Source organism: Streptomyces sp. 3211.6 (assembly GCF_003634815.1).
Taxonomy (GTDB): Bacteria; Actinomycetota; Actinomycetes; order Streptomycetales; family Streptomycetaceae; genus Streptomyces; species Streptomyces katrae_A.
In genome coordinates this window covers 153,761-173,162 of sequence record NZ_RBXC01000003.1, presented here as the reverse complement: position 1 = coordinate 173,162, position 19,402 = coordinate 153,761, and the positions used below count along the sequence as shown (strand labels likewise).

Here is a 19,402-nt window from a genome sequence, read left to right as displayed (position 1 = left end):
GTACGCCGCCGGTAGTGCCGCCACCGGCACCCGCGCCTGGTCCGTGAGCCGCTCGGCACCCTCCGGACCGTGCACCACCACGCCGAAACGTCCCTGGGAACCCCCCAGCCACCTCGCAGACGGGAACCACCCATGCGCATCCTGTTCACCACGTTCTCCGAACGTGCCCACCTCTACAGCCAGGTACCGCTCGCCTGGGCGCTGCGCGCCGCCGGGCACGAGGTCCGCGTGGCCTCGCAGCCCAAGCTCACCGACGTCATCACCGCCGCCGGCCTGACCGCCGTCCCGGTCGGCGAGGACCACCGGCTGAGCGAGATGCAGAAGGAGCACGCCGACGCCTGGGGCAGCGGCGGCGCCGGCTTCGGCGGCCTCCACAAGGGCGAGGGGGAGACCACCACCCCGGAGGAGCGGCTGCGCCGCCAGACGCTGCTCACCACCCTGTACAACGCCCCCATCAACAACGACTCCTTCGTCGACGGGCTCGTCGAGTTCGCCCGCGCCTGGCAGCCCGACCTCGTCATCTGGGAGCCGCAGACGTACGCCGGCGCCGTCGCCGCCCGCGTCGTCGGCGCCGCCCACGCCCGCCTGCTGTGGGGCCCGGACGTCATGCTGCGCTCCCGCGAGACCTTCCTCGCCGACATGGCGCAGCTGCCCGAGGCCGAGCGCCAGGACCCGCTCGTCGAGTGGCTGACCGGGCTGCTGGAGCGGCACGGCGCGACCTTCCACCCGGAGGTCGTCACCGGCCAGTGGACCATCGACCCGTGCCCCGAGGGCGTACGGCTGCCCGTGGGCGTCAACACCGTCCCGATGCGGTACGTGCCCTACAACGGCCCCGCCGTCGTACCGGAGTGGCTGCACGAGGCGCCCGCCAAGCCGCGTGTGTGCCTGACCATGGGCGGCTCGCTGCGCGAGCACATCGGGCACGACGGCTTCCCGATCTCCGCCCTCGGCATGTGGGCCGACCTCGACATCGAGCTGATCGCCACCCTCGTGCCGTTCCCCGGCGAGACCGACCCGCAGGTCCCCGACAACGCGCGCGTCATCCCCTTCGTGCCCATGCACGCCCTGCTGCCGACCTGCTCGGCCATCGTCCACTACGGCGGCGGCGGCACCTGGTCGACCGCCCTGAACTACGGCGTGCCGCAGCTGATGATCCCCAAGATCTGGGACACCGTCGTCAAGGCCGAGCACCTCCAGGAGTCGGGCGCGGGCCTGTTCGTGCACGCCGACAACGTCACCGGCGAGGCCCTGCACGACGCCCTGGCCCGGCTCGTCGACGACCCCTCGTTCAAGGAGAACGCGCTGCGCCTGCGCGACGAGATCCACGCGCAGCCGTCCCCGGCGGAGCTCGTGGCGACCCTGGAGAAGCTCACGGCCGAATACCGTGAGGACAAGGCGGCGACCGTCTGATGGAGGTCATCGGGCGGGGATTCCTCGCCGGCAATTTCCAGAGGATTTCCGACCGGCACCCGGACGTCACCCTCATCGCTGCGGGGGTTTCCGCCACCGGAGTCGAGAACCCGGCGGAATTCGCCCGCGAATCGGAACTCGTCCGCTCGGTGACCGAACGGTGCCGGCTCCTGGGCCGCACCGTGGTGTTCTTCTCCACGGCCTCCCACGCCATGTACGGCACCACCCGCGTACCGGCCGAGGAGGACGCGCCGATCGCGCCGGTCAATCCCTACGGCCGGCACAAGGCCGCGCTGGAGGAGGCGGTCGCGGCCCTGTCCGGGCACTGGCTGACCCTGCGGCTCAGCCACGTGGTGGGACCGCACCAGCGGCCCCACCAGCTGATCCCCGCCCTCACCGCGCAGGTGGGGGCGGGGAGCGTGCGCCTGTACCGGGGCGCCCACCGGGACCTGGTCGACGCGGCGGACGTGGTCGGCGCGGTCGACGCGCTGCTGACGGCCGGCGTCCGGGACCGGGTGGTGAACGTCGCGGCCGGCAGCCCCTACCCCGTCGAGGAGATCGTGCGGGGCATCGAGCGGCGCCTCGGGCGCACGGCGGCACGGGAGTACGTGCCCGCCGCCCCCCAGCGCACGGAGGTCTCCGTGGAGCGGCTGCGCCGCCTCGCCCCGCACGCGTGCCCGCGGGGCGGGGCCGAGTATCTCGCCGGGCTGCTCGACCGTCACGTCGGCGCGGCCCGTTGCGGGGTTCCGTAGGGGCGCATAGGGGTGTGGGCGGCGAACGCCGTTATCTAACGTGGAATTTGAAGAATGGTCGCATTATGGGGCGCGGGGTGTTCTCGATGAGCAGGACGGCATTTCTCTTCACCGGCCAGGGGGCGCAGAGAGCGGGAGCGGGGGGTGAGCTGGCGGCACGATTCCCCGAATTCGACGAGGAAATCGGGGCGGTCTGTGCCCACATGGACCCCCACCTCTCGCGGCCGCTGCGCGACGCGCTCTCGGGTGTGGACGGGCTGCTGGACGCGACAGGGTTCGCCCAGCCGGCCCTCTTCGCCCTGGAGACGGCCCTGTTCCGGCTGGTCACCTCGCGGGGCACCACCCCCGACGTGCTCCTCGGCCACTCCCTCGGCGAGATCACCGCCGCCCACGTGTCCGGGGTGCTCGACCTGCCCGACGCCTGCCGGCTGGTCGCCGCCCGCGGCCGGCTCATGCAGGGGCTGCCCGCCGGCGGCACCATGCTCGCCGTGCGCGCCACGCCGGAGCAGCTCGCCCCGCTGCTGTCCGACCACCCGGGCGTCGCCGTCGCCGCCGTCAACGGACCGGCCGCCGTGGTGCTGTCCGGGGCCGCGGACGCCGTCGCGGCGCTCGGCGGCCTCCTCGCCCGCCAGGGCGTCAAGACCAAGCGGCTCGCGGTGAGCCACGCCTTCCACTCCCCGCTGATGGACCCGATGCTCGACGCCTTCCGGGAGGTCGCCGCCTCGGTCACCCTCCGCCCGCCGCGCATCCCCGTCGTCTCCAACGTCACCGGCCGGCCCGCCACGGCCGACGAGCTTTGCTCGCCCGACTACTGGGTGCGCCACGTACGCGCCACCGTCCGCTTCGCCGACGGCGTGCGCTCCCTCCTCGACTCCGGTGTCACCCGCTTCCTCGAACTGGGCCCCGACGGCGTCCTGACCGCCCTCGCTCAGGACTGCGCCGCCGCCCTGCCCCCGGGCCCGGGCGGCCCCGCGCGGTTCGAGACCGTGCTCGACCGGCGCCGGCCGGAACCCGAGACCCTGCTGGAGGCGCTGGACCGCCTCCGGTCCCCCGCCGCCGCGCCGGCCGGCCCGGCCCCGGCGACCGCCCCCGTACCGGCGCGCCGGCTGCTGGAGCTCACCGTCGCCCACGTCGCCGCCGTACTCGGCGACGGGGCTCCCGACAGTCTCGACGCCGGCCGCAGCTTCGAGGAACTGGGCTTCGACTCGCTGGCCGTCGTCCGGCTGCGCACCCGCCTCACCGAGGCCACCGGGCTCGCGCTCCCGGCCACCGTCGCCTTCGACCACCCCACCCCCGCCGCTCTCGCCGAACACCTCGCCGCCCGCCTCGCGGGCCGCGACGACACTGCGGACCTTCCCCGCTCCGCCGGCCCCGCCGACGGCGACGACCCCATCGCCATCGTCGGCATGGGCTGCCGCTACCCGGGGGGCATCGCCTCCCCCGAGGACCTGTGGGAGCTCGTGACCGCCGGCGGCGACGCCGTCTCCGCCTTCCCCACCGACCGCGAATGGGACCTCGACGCCCTCCACGACCCCCGCAACGAGCGCCCCGGCACCTCCATCACCGCCTCCGGCGGGTTCCTCGACGACCCCGCCGGCTTCGACCCCGCCTTCTTCGGCATCTCGCCGCGCGAAGCCCTCGCCACCGACCCCCAGCAGCGGCTGCTGCTGGAGACCGCCTGGGAGGCCGTCGAACGGGCCGGCATCGACCCGGCGTCGCTGCGCGGCAGCGCCACCGGCGTCTTCGCCGGCTCCAACGGCCAGGACTACTCCCTGCTCCTGCGCGAGGTACCGGGCAGCGCCGAGGGCTACGAGAACACCGGCAGCGCGGCCAGCGTCGTCTCCGGCCGCGTCGCCTACGTCCTCGGCACCGAAGGCCCGGCGCTGACCGTCGACACCGCCTGCTCCTCCTCCCTCGTCGCACTGCACCTCGCGGCCCGGGCCCTGCGGAGCGGCGAGTGCACGCTGGCGCTGGCCGCCGGTGTGACCGTGATGGCCACGCCCCGGCGGTTCGTCGAGTTCACCAAGCAGCGCGGCCTGGCCCCCGACGGCCGCTGCAAGTCCTTCGCCGCCGCCGCGGACGGTACGGGCTGGTCCGAGGGCGTCGGCGTCCTCGTCCTGGAGCGCCTGTCGGACGCCCGCCGCAACGGGCACCGCGTCCTCGCGCTGGTCCGGGGCTCCGCCGTCAATCAGGACGGCGCCTCCAACGGACTGACCGCCCCCAACGGCCTCGCCCAGCAGCGCGTCATCCGCGCGGCCCTGGCCAACGCCGGCCTGACCGGCGCCGACGTCGACGCCGTCGAGGCGCACGGCACCGGGACGACCCTCGGCGACCCGATCGAGGCGCACGCCCTGCTCGCCACCTACGGCCAGGACCGCGACGGCGGGGAGCCGCTGTGGCTCGGCTCGTTCAAGTCCAACATCGGCCACGCCCAGGCCGCCGCCGGCATCGGCGGCGTCATCAAGATGGTCCAGGCCCTCGCGCACGAGGTCCTGCCGCGGACCCTGCACGTCGACGAGCCCTCCCCGCACGTCGACTGGGCCTCCGGAGCGGTCGGCCTGCTCACCGGGGCGCGGCCGTGGCCGGCCCGCGAGGACCGGCCGCGCCGGGCCGGCGTCTCCTCGTTCGGCATCAGCGGCACCAACGCCCACGTCATCGTCGAAGAGGCACCCGCGCAGGCCTCGGCCGACGAGGCAACGGAGGTGGCCCCGCCGCACGCCGTCGTCCCGTGGCTGCTCTCCGGCACCTCCGACGAGGCGCTGCGCGCCCAGGCCGGCCGCCTCGCCGCCCACGTCCGCGCCCACCCCGAGCACACCGCGCACGGCCTGGGCCGCGCCCTCGCGACCACCCGGACCGCCTTCGAACAGCGGGCCGCGGTCGTCGCCGCCGACCCCGGACGGCTGCTCGCCGCCCTGGACGCCCTCGCCGCCGGGGAGCGGGCCCCCGGCCTGGTCCGCGGCACCGCCCGCGGCCTGACCCGGACCGGCTTCCTGTTCACGGGGCAGGGCGCGCAGCGGGCCGGGATGGGGCGTGAGTTGTATGCGGCATTCCCGGTGTTCGCGCAGGCGCTGGACGCGGTGTGTGCGGAGATCGACCCGGTGCTGGGGCGGTCGCTGCGGGAGGTCGTGTTCGCGGAGGACTCCGCTGAGCTGGACCGTACGGAGTTCACGCAGCCGGCGCTGTTCGCGATCGAGGTGGCGCTGTTCCGGCTGGTGGAGAGCTGGGGTGTGCGGGCTGATTACCTGCTCGGGCATTCGGTGGGTGAGATCGCTGCTGCGCATGTGGCGGGGGTGTTCTCGCTGGCTGATGCGGTGCGGCTGGTCGTCGCCCGTGGTCGGCTGATGCAGGCGCTGCCGGCTGGTGGTGCGATGGTGTCGGTGCGTGCGGCTGAGGCGGAGGTGGCCGAGCTGGTCGCCGCGTACGAGGACGTGAGCATCGCGGCCGTCAACGGGCCTTCCTCCGTGGTGATCTCGGGTGCGGCCGATTCCGTGACCGCCATCGCCGGTGTGCTCGGCGAGCGCGGGGTGAAGACCAAGCGGCTGACGGTGAGCCACGCGTTCCACTCGCCGCTGATGGACCCGATGCTGGACGAGTTCCGTACCGTCCTGGAGGCCGTCGACTTTGCCGAGCCCCTGATCCCCGTCGTGTCGAACCTGACCGGTGACCTGGCACAGGCCGGTCAGCTCTGCTCGCCCGAGTACTGGGTGCGCCACGTCCGCGAGGCGGTCCGCTTCGCCGACGGTGTCGCCACCCTGGAAGCGGAGGGCGTCACCCGGTTCGTCGAGCTCGGCCCTGACGGCGTGCTGTCCGCGATGGGCGCCGACTGCGTCGGCGACGGCGTGTTCGTGCCCGTGCTGCGCAAGGACCGAGACGAGGCCGAAGCGGCCGTCGCCGCCCTCGCCCAGGCCCACGTCCACGGCGTCACCGTCGACTGGACCGCGTACTTCGGCGGGACCGGCGCGCCGCGTGTGGACCTGCCGACGTACGCCTTCCAGCACGAGCGGTACTGGCCCCGGATACCCGGACGCGCCGACCGGGCGCGGGACGTCGCCGCACTGCGCTACCGCCTCGACTGGCGGGTTCGTCCCGACCGGACCGCACCCCTGGAGTCCGCGGGCCGCTGGCTCGTGGTCCGGCCGCTGGGCGAGGAGGGCCACGAGGCGGCCGACGCCCTGGAAGCCGGACTGCGCCGCTGTGGCGCCGAGGTCGTGACCCTCGACCCCGCCACCGTGACCGCCGACCGCGCCGAGTGGGCGCGGACGCTGCGCGCGCTGCTGCCCGCCGACGGCGCCGAGCCGTTCGGCGTCCTGTCCCTCCTCGCCCTCGGCACGGCAGGGGCGTTCCCCGACGGCGGGGCCACCGCCGCCACGGCGACCCTCGTCCAGGCCCTGGGCGACCTCGGGGGCTCCGCACGGCTGTGGTGCGTCACCGCCGACGCGGTCGCCGCCGGACCGCAGGACCGGGTCACCGCGCCCGGCCGGGCGCAGCTGTGGGGGATGGGCCCCGTCGTGGCGGCCGAGTACCCCCACCTGTGGGGCGGGCTCGTCGACCTGCCGGCCGGTCCGCTGGACGACACGGCCGTGGCCCGTACCTGCTCCGTCCTCCTCGGCACGCCCGGCGTGCCCGACGAGGACCAGGTGGCCGTGCGGGCGGACGGCGTGCTGGTGCGCCGCCTCGACCGGGACACGGCGCCGCGCCGGCCCCAGCGGGCCTGGGCGCCCTCCGGCACCGTGCTGATCACCGGGGGTACGGGCGCCGTCGGCTCCCGCGTCGCCCGCCGGATGGCCGAACGGGGCGCCGGGCACCTGCTGCTGCTCAGCCGCGCCGGGGACCGGGCCGAGGGCGCCGAACTCCTGCGTGCCGAGCTGACCGCGGCCGGCGCCGAAGTGACCATCGCCGCCTGCGACGCGGCCGACCGCGACGCGCTCGCCGCGGTGCTGGCCGCCGTCCCCGCGCACCAGCCGCTCACCGCCGTCGTCCACGCCGCCGGCGTCCTCGACGACGGAGTGATCGACTCCCTCACCCCGCAGCGCTTCGCGGCCGTCGCCCGGCCGAAGACCGACGCGGCGGCGCACCTGCACGAGCTGACCCTCGACGCCGGCCTGTCCGCGTTCGTCCTCTTCTCCTCCGACACCAGCGTCCTCGGCGGCGCAGGCCGCGCCAACTACGCCGCCGCCAACGCCTACCTGGACGCGCTCGCCGCACACCGCCGCGCCCTCGGGCTGCCCGCCACCAGCGTCTCGTGGGGCGCGTGGGCGGGGACCGGGATGGCCACCGGTGAGGCCGCCGCCGACCACCTGCACCGCAGGGGCATCCTGCCGATGGATCCCGACACCGCGCTCACCGCGCTGGACCAGCTGCTCGACGAGGACGCCACCTGGCGGCTCGTCGCCGACGTCGACTGGCGGCGGGCGGCCGACCCGGGCCACGCCCGGCGCCCCGACCCGCTGCTGCGCGACCTGGCCGACGCCCGGTCCGCGCAGGCGGAAGCGGAGACGGCCGGTGCGGCCGGACCGGGCACGGACGACGCCCCGTTCGCGCGCCGGCTGGCCGAAGCCGCGCCCGCCGACCGCGACCGGCTGCTGCTGGACGTCGTACGCGCCCACGTGGCCGCCGTCCTCGGACACGCCGCGCCCGCCGGCATCGACCCCGACCGGGCCTTCAAGGACCTCGGCTTCGACTCCCTCACCGGTGTGGAACTGCGCACCCTGCTCGGTGCCGCGACCGGTCTGCGCCTGCCCGCCTCCCTGATCTTCGACCACCCGACGCCCCGGGCGCTCGTCGGCCACCTGCGCGCCGAACTCCTCGGCGGCGAAGGCGCCGGAAGGGCCGGCGCGGCAGCCCCCGCCGCCCCCGCGCCGGACCCCGGACACGACGAGCCGCTCGCCGTCATCGCCACGAGCTGCCGCTTCCCCGGCGGTGTCGACAGCCCCGAGGACCTGTGGCGGCTGGTGCTCGGCGGCCACGACGCCACCACCGACTTCCCGGCCGACCGGGGCTGGGACCTCGCCGCCCTCCACCACCCGGACCCCGACCACACCGGCACCTCCTACACCCGCCGCGGCGGCTTCCTCGACGACCTGTCCGGCTTCGACCCGGCCTTCTTCGGGATCTCGCCCCGCGAGGCCCTTGCGATGGACCCGCAGCAGCGCCTGCTGCTGGAGACCTCCTGGGAGGCGTTCGAACGGGCCGGCATCGACCCGGCCGCCCTGCGCGGCAGCCGCACCGGCGTGTACATCGGCACCAACGGCCAGGACTACGTGCCGGTGCTGATGGACTCCACCGACGACGTCGAGAGCCACCGGGCCACCGGCAACGCGGTCAGCGTCATGTCCGGCCGCATCTCCTACACCTACGGCTTCGAGGGCCCCGCCGTCTCGGTGGACACCGCCTGCTCCTCCTCGCTGGTCGCCCTGCACTGGGCGGCCCGCTCGCTGCGCGGCGGCGAGTGCTCCCTGGCCGTCGTGGGCGGCGTGACGCTGATGTCGACGCCCCGCCGGTTCGTGGACTTCTCGCGCCAGCGCGGTCTCGCCGCCGACGGCCGCTGCAAGGCCTTCGCCGCGGCGGCGGACGGCACCGCCTGGGGCGAGGGCGTGGGCATGCTCCTGGTGGAGCGGCTCTCCGACGCCCGCCGCCACGGCCACCCGGTGCTCGCGGTCATCCGCGGTTCGGCGATCAACCAGGACGGCGCCAGCAACGGGCTGACCGCCCCCCACGGCCCGTCCCAGCAGCGGGTCATCCGCGCCGCGCTGGCCGACGCCGGACTCGACGCGTCCGAGGTCGACGCGGTCGAGGCGCACGGCACCGGTACGAAGCTCGGCGACCCGATCGAGGCACAGGCCCTGCTCGCCACCTACGGCCAGGGCCGCGACGGCGGCGAGCCGCTGCGGCTGGGCTCGCTGAAGTCGAACATCGGCCACACCCAGGCCGCCGCCGGCGTGGCCGGCGTCATCAAGATGGTCGAGGCGATGCGCCACGGCGTGCTGCCCAAGACCCTGCACGTGGACGAGCCGTCCCCGCACGTCGACTGGTCGGCGGGCGCGGTGGAACTCCTCACCGAGACCCAGGACTGGCCGGACACCGGCCGCCCGCGCCGGGCGGCCGTCTCCTCCTTCGGCATGAGCGGCACCAACGCCCACGTCGTGCTGGAGCAGGCCCCGCCGGAGCCGGAGCCGGCGCCGGCGCCGGAACCGGAGCCGGCGACGGAACCGGAGCCGGCGACGGCGGCGGGCGAGCGCTGCGCGCCGGATGCCGTGCCGTGGGTGTTCTCCGCCCGTTCCGAGGCCGCCGTACAGGCGCAGGCAGAACGCCTCGCCGCCCACCTCGCCGGGCACCCGGACGCTGACCCGGCCGACATCGGCTCCTCCCTCGCCACGACGCGCGCGGTGATGGAGCACCGGGCGGTGGTCCTGGGCGCCGACCCGGCCGAGGCGCTCACCGCCCTGGCCGAGGGCCGCGAGGCCCCCGGCGTCGTCCGCGGCATCGCGGGCGCCGGCTCCTCCCGTCCCGTGTTCGTCTTCCCGGGCCAGGGCTCGCAGTGGGCCGGCATGGCCGTCGAACTCCTCGACTCCTCGCCGGTGTTCGCGGCGCGGATCGCCGAGTGCGAGGAGGCCCTCGCCGACTACGTGGACTGGTCCCTGACCGAGGTACTGCGCTCGGACGACCCGCTGGAGCGGGTAGATGTGGTCCAGCCGGTGCTGTTCGCGGTGATGGTGTCCCTGGCAGAGGTCTGGAAGTCCTACGGGGTCCGGCCCGCGGCCGTGATCGGCCACTCGCAGGGCGAGATCGCCGCCGCGTGCGTGGCCGGGGCCCTGTCCCTGGAGGACGCCGCGAAGGTCGTCGCGCTGCGCAGCCAGGCCATCGAGGTCCTCTCGGGGCTCGGCGGCATGGTCTCCGTCCCCCTGTCCGCCGCGGCCGCGCAGAAGCGCATCGCCCCCTACGCCGGCCGGCTGGCGGTGGCCGTGGTCAACGGCCCCTCCTCCACGGTCGTCTCCGGTGACACCGGGGCCTGCCTGGAGCTGGTGGCCGAACTGGAGGCCGACGGGGTCCGGGCCCGCCGGGTCGCCGTGGACTACGCCTCCCACTGCGCGCACGTCGAGAAGATCGAAGGCGAACTCGCCGAACTGCTGGGCGGACTCCGCCCGCGCCGCGCGGACGTCCCCATGTACTCCACCCTGACCGGCGAGCCGCTGGAGGGCACCGAGCTCGACGGCGGCTACTGGTACCGCAACCTGCGCGAAACCGTTCTGTTCGAGCAGGCCGTGAACCGGGCGCTCGCCGACGGCCACCGCCTCTTCGCCGAGTGCAGCCCGCACCCGGTCCTCGCCGTCGGACTCGCCGAGATGGACGCGACGGCCATCGGCACCCTGCGCCGCGGCGACGGCGGACCGCGCCGCATCCTCACCTCGCTCGCCGAGGCCTGGGCGGCCGGCGCCGACGTCGACTGGACGACGGCCTTCGACGGCACCGGCGCCCGGCGCGTCGGCCTGCCCACCTACCCCTTCCAGCGCGAGCGGTTCTGGCCGCAGCCCAAGACCCCCGTCGGCCCCGTCGCCGACGCCGCCGACCGGCTGCGCCACCACCTCGCCTGGACACCGCTGCCCGACCCGTCCGACGGCCTCCTGCCGGGCACCTGGCTCCTCGTCGTCCCCGCCGACGCGGCCGGCGACCCGCTGGTCACCGGCTGCGCCGGGGCACTCGGCGCCCGGGGCGCCGACGTCCTGCGGATCGACGTACCCGCAGGGGAACTCGACCGGGCCGCACTCACCCGCCACCTCACCCGGCACACCGGCGGCCTCGCCCCCGCGGGCGTCCTGTCCCTGCTGGCCCTGGCCGGCGGGGAGGCGCCCGCCCACCCCGGCCTGCCCGCCGGACTCGCGGCGACGGTCGCCCTGGCCCACGCCCTCGGCGACAGCGGCGCCGACGCCCCGCTGTGGTGCCTGACGCGCGGCGCGACGGCCGTGGACCCCGAGGACACCGCCGACCCGGACCAGGCCCTGGTCTGGGGGTTCGGACAGGTCGCCGCCCAGGAGTACGCCGCACGCTGGGGCGGCCTCCTCGACCTGCCGGCCGCCCCGGACGCGCGGAGCACCGAACTGCTCGGCCGCCTCCTGGCCGCCTCCCACGACGGGGCCCCGGCCGAGGACCGGCTGGCGCTGCGCCCCTCGGGCCTCCACGCCCGCCGGATCGTCCCCGCCGCGCCCCGCGCCGGCCAGACCCCGGCACGGGCCTGGAACCCGTCCGGGACCGTCCTGGTCACCGGCGCCGACGGCGTCACCGGCGGGCACGTCGTCCGCTGGCTCGCCGAGCGGGGCGCGGAGCACCTGCTGCTCCCCGTGGACGGGGACGCGGCACGCGAGCGCGCGCTCGCCGCTCTCGCCGCCGCCGGCCCCGAGGGCGGTACCCCCCGCGTGTCCGTCGTGGACTGCGACACCACCGACCGGGACGCGCTCGCCGCGCTGCTGGCCGCCGTGCCCGCCGAACTCCCGCTGACGGCCGTCGTGCACGCCCCGCAGCTCGCCCTGCGTGCTCCGCTGGACGAACTCACGCCCGCGGCACTGGCCGGGGCGCTCGCCCCGGCGGTGCGCACGGCCCGGCACCTGGACGCCCTCACCGCGGGCCTGGACCTCGACGCGTTCGTCCTGTGCGCCACTACCGCCGGCGCCCTCGGGGCGACCGGTCAGGGCGCGCTCGCCCCCGCCGACGCCCATCTCGCGGCACTCGCCACCCGGCGCCGTGCCGGAGGGCTGCCCGCCACCTGCGTGCAGCTGGGCTCCTGGGAGGGCCCCGCGCCGACCGCGCAGGAGCGGGAGGCGACGCAGCTGCGGGCCCTGCACGGCGTCCCGCCCATGGACGCCGGGCAGGCCCTGGCCGCACTCCGCCGGACCGTCGAGCACGAGGAGCCGGCCGCGGTCGTCGCCGACGTCGACTGGGAGCGCTTCGCCGTCGCCTTCACCGCCACCCGGCCCAGCCGGCTCCTCGACCCGGTCCTCGCCGCACACCGCGCCGCCACCGGACCCGCCAGCGCCACGGCCACGGCAGCCGCGCCGCAGACGGGAGCCGCACCGGAGCGCTCGCTGCGCGACGAACTGGCCGCCCTCCCCGAGGCGGAACGCGACCGGGCCCTGACCGCGCTCGTCCGCCGGCAGGTGGCCGCCGTACTCGGCCACGCGGACGCCGACGGCATCGACGCCCGCCGGCCCTTCAAAAACCTGGGCTTCGACTCCGTGACCGGAGTGGACCTGCGCAACCGGCTCGGCGCCGCCACCGGCCTGCGCCTGCCCGCCGGTCTCGTCTTCGACCACCCGACCCCGGCGGCGCTCGTCGCGCACCTGCGCGCCGAACTCCTGCCGGACGAAGCCGCCGACGACATCACGCGCGGCCTGTCGGCACTGGACGCCTTCGAAGCGGTACTCGCCGGCGTCTGCGAGGCCGACGACGCCCGAGCCGGGTTCGCCGACCGCCTGCGGTCCCTGCTGCGCCGCTGCGGCGAGGCCGTGCCGACGGCGCTCCCGTCCCCGGCCCTCACCGCCACCGTCGACGACGCCGACCTCGAACTCGCCAGTCACGAGGAGCTGTTCGAGCTCATCGACGAAGAACTCGGAAACCGCTGAGGCGCTCGCGCGCCGCACCGGCGTCCACGCCGCCCGAACAGTCACCCGGAGGACCTCCCATGGCGAATGAAGACAAGCTCGCCGACTACCTGAAGCGGGTCACCGTCGACCTGCGCCACACCCGCCGCCGCCTGCACGACCTGGAGGCCCGGCAGCACGAGCCGCTGGCCATCGTCGGCATGAGCTGCCGCTACCCGGGCGGCGTGCGGTCCCCCGAGGACCTGTGGACCCTCGTCAGCGAAGCCGTCGACGCCACCTCCGGGTTCCCCACCGAACGCGGGTGGCCGCTCGAGGACCTCTTCGACCCCGACCCGGACCGCCAGGGCCACAGCTACGTGAGCCGCGGCGGCTTCCTCCACGACGCGGCGGACTTCGACGCCGACTTCTTCGGGATCAACCGGCGCGAGGCCCTCGCCATGGACCCCCAGCAGCGGCTGCTGCTGGAGACCTCCTGGGAGGCGTTCGAGCGGGCCGGGATCGACCCGGCGTCGCTGCGCGGCAGCCGCACGGGCGTGTACGTGGGCACCAACGGCCAGGACTACGCGGCCCTCCTCGCCGATCCGCCCGAGGGCACCGAGGGCTACCGGGGCATCGGCAGCACCGGCAGTGTCATGTCCGGCCGCCTCTCCTACACCCTGGGGCTCGAAGGCCCCGCGGTGACCGTCGACACGGCGTGCTCGTCGTCGCTGGTCGCCCTCCACCTCGCCGCCCGGGCGCTGCGCGGCGGGGAGTGCACCCTCGCCCTCGTCGGCGGCGTCTGCGTCATGTCGACCCCGCGCCGCTACGTCGAGTTCTCCCGTCAGCGCGGTCTGGCCGCCGACGGCCGATCGAAGGCGTTCTCCGCCGACGCCGACGGCATGGGCATGTCCGAAGGGGTGGGCCTGCTGGTCGTGGAACGCCTGTCGGACGCCGAGGCCAACGGGCACCGCGTCCTCGCGGTGGTCCGCGGCACCGCCGTCAACCAGGACGGCGCCAGCAACGGCCTGACCGCCCCCAACGGGCCGTCCCAGCAGCGCGTCATCCGCGCCGCCCTGGACGACGCGGGCCTGTCCCCGCAGCAGATCGACGTGGTCGAGGCCCACGGCACGGGCACCGCGCTCGGCGACCCCATCGAGGCGGACGCCCTGCTCGCCGCCTACGGCCAGGGCCGCCCCGCCGGCCGGCCCCTCTACCTCGGCTCGGTGAAGTCGAACATCGGCCACACCCAGTCCGCCGCCGGCGTGGCGAGCGTCATCAAGATGGTCGGGGCGATGCGCCACGGCGTCCTGCCCAAGACCCTCCACGTCGAGGAGCCGACCCCGCACGTCGACTGGAGCGCGGGCGCCGTGGAACTCCTCGGCGACGCCCGGGACTGGCCCGACACCGGCCGCCCGCGCCGCGCCGGAGTGTCCTCGTTCGGGGTGAGCGGCACCAACGCCCACGTCGTGCTGGAGCAGGCCCCCGAGGGGGCCGCCGGGGCAGAGGCCGTCGAGGCCGGGCCCGCCGGGGAGCGCAGGACGCCGGCTGCCGTTCCGTGGGTGTTCTCGGCCCGTTCCGAGGCCGCGGTGCGCGAGCAGGCCGAGCGCCTCGGCGCGTACCTCGCCGGCCGGCCGGACGCGGAGCCCGTCGACGTGGGCCTGTCGCTGGCGACGACGCGCGCGGTCATGGAGCACCGGGCCGTCGTCCTCGGCCCCGGCACCGGCGAGATGCTGACGGCCCTGGCCGAGGGCCGTGACGTGCCGGGGGTGGTCCGCGGCCGGGCGACGGCCTCGGACGCCGTGTTCGTCTTCCCGGGTCAGGGTTCGCAGTGGGCCGGCATGGCCGCCGGGCTGCTCGGCTCGTCGCCGGTGTTCGCGGCGCGGATCGCGGAGTGCGAGGAAGCCCTCGCCCCGTACGTGGACTGGTCCCTGACGGAGGTCCTGCGGTCGGACGACGCCCTCGAAGGGGTGGACGTCGTCCAGCCGGTCCTCTTCGCGGTGATGGTGTCCCTGGCAGAGGTCTGGAAGTCCTACGGGGTCCGGCCGGCGGCCGTGATCGGCCACTCGCAGGGCGAGATCGCCGCCGCGTGCGTGGCCGGGGCGCTGTCCCTGGAGGACGCCGCGAAGGTCGTCGCGCTGCGCAGCCGGGCCATCGACGCCATCGCCGGCCTCGGCGGCATGGTCTCGGTCAGCCTGTCGGCGGCCGACGCCGGGGCGCGGATCGCCGCCTCCTTCGAGGGCCGCCTCGCCGTCGCCGCCGTCAACGGGCCGGTCTCCACCGTGGTCTCCGGTGACGCCGACGCCTGCGAGGAGCTCGTCACCGCCCTGGAAGCCGAGGGCGTCCGGGCCCGCCGCATCGCCGTCGAGTACGCCTCACACGGCGCCCACGTGGAGAAGCTGGAGGCCGAACTGGCCGTCCTGCTCGGCGGCCTGGACCCGCGACGGGCGGACATCCCCATGTACTCCACCCTCACGGGCGAACTGCTGGACGGCACCGAGCTCGACGGCGGCTACTGGTACCGCAACCTGCGCAACACCGTCCTGTTCGAGCAGGCCGTCGCAGCCGCCGTCGCCGACGGGCACCGGCTGTTCGTGGAATCGAGCCCGCACCCCGTCCTCGCCGTCGGCCTCGCGGAGATGGACGTGGCCGCCGTCGGCACCCTGCGCCGCGACGAGGGCGGCCTGCCCCGCCTGCTGACCTCCCTCGCGGAGGCCTGGGTGAACGGCGCCGACGTCGACTGGGCCAAGGCCTTCGAGGACACCGGCGCCCGCCGCGTCGACCTGCCCACGTACCCCTTCCAGCACCAGCGCTTCTGGCCGGACGCCGCCGTCCGGACCGCCGGCGACCTGTCCGCCGCGGGCCTCAGCGCCTGCGCGCACCCCATGCTCGGCGCCGTGGTGACCCGGGCCGGCGGGGACGACGTGCTGTTCACCGGCCGGGTCGCCCGGGACACCCACCCGTGGCTCGCCGACCACGCGGTATCCGGCACCGCGCTGCTCCCGGGGACCGCGTACGTCGAACTCGCCCTGCACGCCGCCCACCAGGTCGGCTGCGGCCGCGTCGAGGAACTCACCCTCGAAGCGCCGATGCTCCTGCCCGAGGACACGGGCCTGCGGCTCCAGGTCACCGTCGCCGCCCCCGACGCCACCGGCCGGCGCACCATGGAGCTGTACTCGCGGCCCGAGGACGACGGCCCCGCCGGCTGGACCCGCCACGCCAGCGGCGTCCTCGCCCCCGAGGCCCCCGAGGCCCCCGGCGCGGACCTGGCCGTCTGGCCGCCCGCCGCCGCCGAACCCGTCGACGTCTGCGGCATCTACGACACCTTCACCGCCCTCGGCTACGACTACGGCCCGGCCTTCCAGGGCCTGCGCCGCGCCTGGCGGCTCGGCGACGAGGTCTACGCCGAGGTCGCGCTGCCCGACGGGGAGACCTCCGCCGCCGCCTTCGGCGTGCACCCCGCCCTCCTCGACGCGGCGCTCCAGGCCCGCCGGGTCTCCCTCGGCGACGGCCCGGACGCGCCCGGAGTCCGGCTGCCGTTCGCCCTCCACGACGTCGCCCTGTACGCGGTGGGCGCGGCCGCGCTGCGCGTACGGATCACGCCCGCCGGACCCGACTCGGTCTCCCTGCTGGTCGCGGACGTCACCGGCGCACCCGTCGCCTCCATCGGCACGTTCGTCTCCCGCCCCGTTCCCGCCGGCGAGCTGAACGCCGCCCGCCGCACCCGCACCGACGACGTCCACGCCCTCGCCTGGCGCGAGCTGGCCGTCGAACCGGCCGCCACCGGCCCCCGCCCGGCCGTCGCCGTGCTCGGCGGGACCGCAACCCCCGGCGCCGACACCCACCCGGACCTCGACGCGCTGCACGCCGCCGTCAAGGACGGCTACCCCGTCCCCGACCTGGTCCTCGTCGACCACACCGGCGACGGCCCCGCCCCCACCACCCCCGACACCGTGCGCTCCGCCCTGCAGGGCGCCCTGGCGACCGTGCAGCAGTGGCTCGGCGAGGAACGGTTCGACGACGCACGGCTGGTGTTCGTCACCCGCGGCGCCGTCGCCGCCGGCGACCACGAGGACGTCACGGACCTCGCCCGCGCCGCCCTCTGGGGCCTGATCCGCTCCGCCCAGTCCGAGGCGCCCGGCCGCATCGTCCTCCTCGACCACGACGGCACACCGGAGTCCGACCGCGCCCTCGTCGACACCCTGCTGACCGGCGAACCCCAGCTCGCGCTGCGCCGCGGCACGGCCCACCAGCCGGCCCTCGCGCCCGTCGACCCGGCGGACGCCTTGGCCGTACCCGCCGGCACCACGGCCTGGCGCCTGGACACCGTGAAGGAAGGCACCCTCGACGACCTGCGGCTGCTGCCCTGCCCCGCCGCCGAGGCCCCCCTTGCACCCCACGAGGTGCGCATCGCGGTCCGCGCCGCCGGACTCAACTTCCGCGACGTCCTCATCGCCCTCGGCATGTACCCCGACGAGGCGCTCATGGGCACCGAAGGCGCCGGCGTCGTCGTCGAGACCGGCAGCGCCGTCACCGACCTGGCCCCCGGCGACCGCGTCACCGGCCTGCTCACCGGCGCCGTCGGCCCCCTGGCCGTCACCGACCGCCGGCGCGTCGCGCCCGTCCCCGACGGATGGAGCTTCGCCCAGGCCGCCGCCGTCCCCGTCGTCTTCCTCACCGCCTACCACGCCCTCGTCGACGTCGCCCGCCTCCAGCCGGGTGAATCCGTCCTCGTGCACGCCGCCGCCGGCGGTGTCGGCATGGCCGCCACCCAGCTCGCCCACCACCTCGGGGCGACCGTCCACGGCACCGCGTCCCCGGCCAAGTGGGACACCCTCCGCGCCCTGGGCCTGCCCGACGAACGGATCGCCTCCTCCCGCACCGCCGACTTCGAGCAGCGGTTCGCCACCGGCGACCGCCCGGGCGTCGACGTCGTCCTCAACTCGCTGGCCGGAGAGCTCACCGACGCGTCCCTGCGGCTGCTGCGCCCCGGCGGACGCTTCGTGGAGATCGGCAAGACCGACCTGCGCGACCCCGGACGCCTCGCCGCCGACCACCCCCACCTCACCTACCACCCCCTCGACCTCGGCGACGTCGACCCCGACCGCATCCAGCGGATGCTGACCGAGATCCTCGACCTGTTCGCCCGCGGCCACCTCACCCACCTGCCGCTGCGCGCCTGGGACGTACGGCAGGCCCGCGAGGCCTTCCGGCACGTTGCTCAGGCCAAGCACATCGGCAAGAACGTCTTCACCGTGCCCGCGGCCCCCGACCCCGACGGCACCGTCCTGATCACCGGCGGAACCGGCACCCTCGCCCGCCACCTCGCCTGCCACCTCGTCGCCGAGCACGGCGTACGGCACCTTCTGCTCGCCGGCCGACGCGGCCCGCAGGCACCCGACGCCGCCGAGACCGTCAGCGAACTGACCGCGCTGGGCGCCGAGGTCACCGTCGCCGCCTGCGACGTCGCCGACCGCGACGCGCTCGCCGCCCTCCTCGCCTCCGTACCCGCCGCACACCCCCTGACCGGCGTCGTGCACACCGCGGGCGTCCTCGACGACGGCACCGTCACCGCGCTGACGGACCGCCAGGTCGGGGCCGTCCTGCGGCCCAAGGCCGACGCGGCGATCCACCTCCACGAACTGACCGCCGGCCTCGACCTGTCGATGTTCGTCCTGTTCTCCTCCGTCTCGGGCACCTTCGGCGGCCTCGCCCAGGCCAACTACGCCGCCGCCAACGCCTTCCTCGACGCACTCGCCCGCCACCGGGCCGTCCGGGGCCTGCCCGCGCTCTCCCTGGCCTGGGGCCTGTGGGCGCAGGCCAGCGGCCTCACCGGCCACCTCGGCGCCGCCGACGCCCAGCGCATGGCCCGCCGAGGCCTCGCCCCCTTCGCCACCGAGCAGGGCCTGGCCGCCTTCGACGCCGCCATCGCCACCGGCCGTCCGGCCCTCGTACCGGCCAGGATCGACACCTCCGCCCTGCGCGCCGACGACCCGGCCCTGCCCGCCGTGCTGCGCGAACTCGCCCGTGCCACGGGCTCCGCGGGCCGCCTGCGCAACGCCGCGCAGACCGCCGCGACACCCGCCGACACCGCGGCCGGCCTGCGGGAACGCCTGACCGGTCTGACCGGGCCGGAACGGGCACGCCTGCTGGGCAGCCTCGTCTGCGGACAGGCCGCCGTCGTCCTCGGCCACAGCGACCCGGCCGCCATCGAACCCACACGAGGATTCCTCGACCTGGGATTCGATTCACTGACCGCTGTGGAATTCCGCAACCGCCTCAACGCAGCCACCGGGCTGCGCCTCTCCGCCACCCTCGTCTTCGACCACCCCACCCCCGCCGACCTCGCCGGCCACCTGGACGAACGGCTGGCACCGGAGGGGAGCGGCACACCGGAGGGGACCGCGGCCGTCGAGGCCGAGCTGGAACGGCTCGAGGCGATGCTGCTTCCGCTCGACACGGAGGACGAGGCGTCGCACAGGATCACCGCGCGCCTGGAGACCCTGCTCTTCAAATGGCGTGACAAGCACGGCGCCGGGACGGCCACGTCCCTCGTCGAGGACGCGATCGAAACCGCCAGCGACGACGAGATCTTCGATCTGATCGACGAAGAGCTCGGCCTGTCCTGACGGGACCGCGCCGCACCGGACGCACACGCGCCCCCGGGAGCCC

General features: G+C 75.9%; 4 protein-coding genes. All 4 read left to right on the top strand.

Features of this window, described 5'->3' with window-relative positions:
* The first annotated feature begins 132 nt into the window (after window positions 1-132).
* The 4 genes from BX286_RS35820 (at window position 133) to BX286_RS35790 (ending at window position 19,359) form a co-directional block, all read left to right on the top strand.
* Window positions 133-1,410 (top strand): activator-dependent family glycosyltransferase, encoded by a 1,278-nt coding sequence (locus BX286_RS35820; RefSeq protein ID WP_121017947.1) that lies wholly within the window; start codon window positions 133-135, stop codon window positions 1,408-1,410.
* Complete coding sequence (locus tag BX286_RS35815) at window positions 1,410-2,162, top strand: NAD(P)-dependent oxidoreductase (protein WP_079432446.1); 753 nt, start codon at window positions 1,410-1,412, stop codon at window positions 2,160-2,162. Before BX286_RS35820 ends, BX286_RS35815 begins: the two co-directional genes overlap by 1 nt.
* A gap of 65 nt (window positions 2,163-2,227) precedes the next feature.
* Window positions 2,228-12,775 carry an SDR family NAD(P)-dependent oxidoreductase gene (locus BX286_RS37800; protein ID WP_315974793.1) on the top strand — a complete coding sequence of 3,516 codons (10,548 nt, stop codon included), beginning with the start codon at window positions 2,228-2,230 and terminating at the stop codon, window positions 12,773-12,775.
* A gap of 59 nt (window positions 12,776-12,834) precedes the next feature.
* The gene (locus tag BX286_RS35790; protein WP_121017946.1) at window positions 12,835-19,359 is read left to right on the top strand and encodes a type I polyketide synthase; all 6,525 of its coding nucleotides are present in this window, start codon (window positions 12,835-12,837) and stop codon (window positions 19,357-19,359) included.
* The last annotated feature ends 43 nt before the right edge of the window (window positions 19,360-19,402 follow it).

Bases quoted from the DNA above. Each gene is read 5' to 3' on its own strand.
- BX286_RS35820 (WP_121017947.1), top strand. From the start codon at position 133: ATGCGCATCCTGTTCACCACGTTCTCCGAACGTGCCCACCTCTACAGC.
- BX286_RS35815 (WP_079432446.1), top strand. From the start codon at position 1,410: ATGGAGGTCATCGGGCGGGGATTCCTCGCCGGCAATTTCCAGAGGATT.
- BX286_RS37800 (WP_315974793.1), top strand. From the start codon at position 2,228: ATGGGGCGCGGGGTGTTCTCGATGAGCAGGACGGCATTTCTCTTCACC.
- BX286_RS35790 (WP_121017946.1), top strand. From the start codon at position 12,835: ATGGCGAATGAAGACAAGCTCGCCGACTACCTGAAGCGGGTCACCGTC.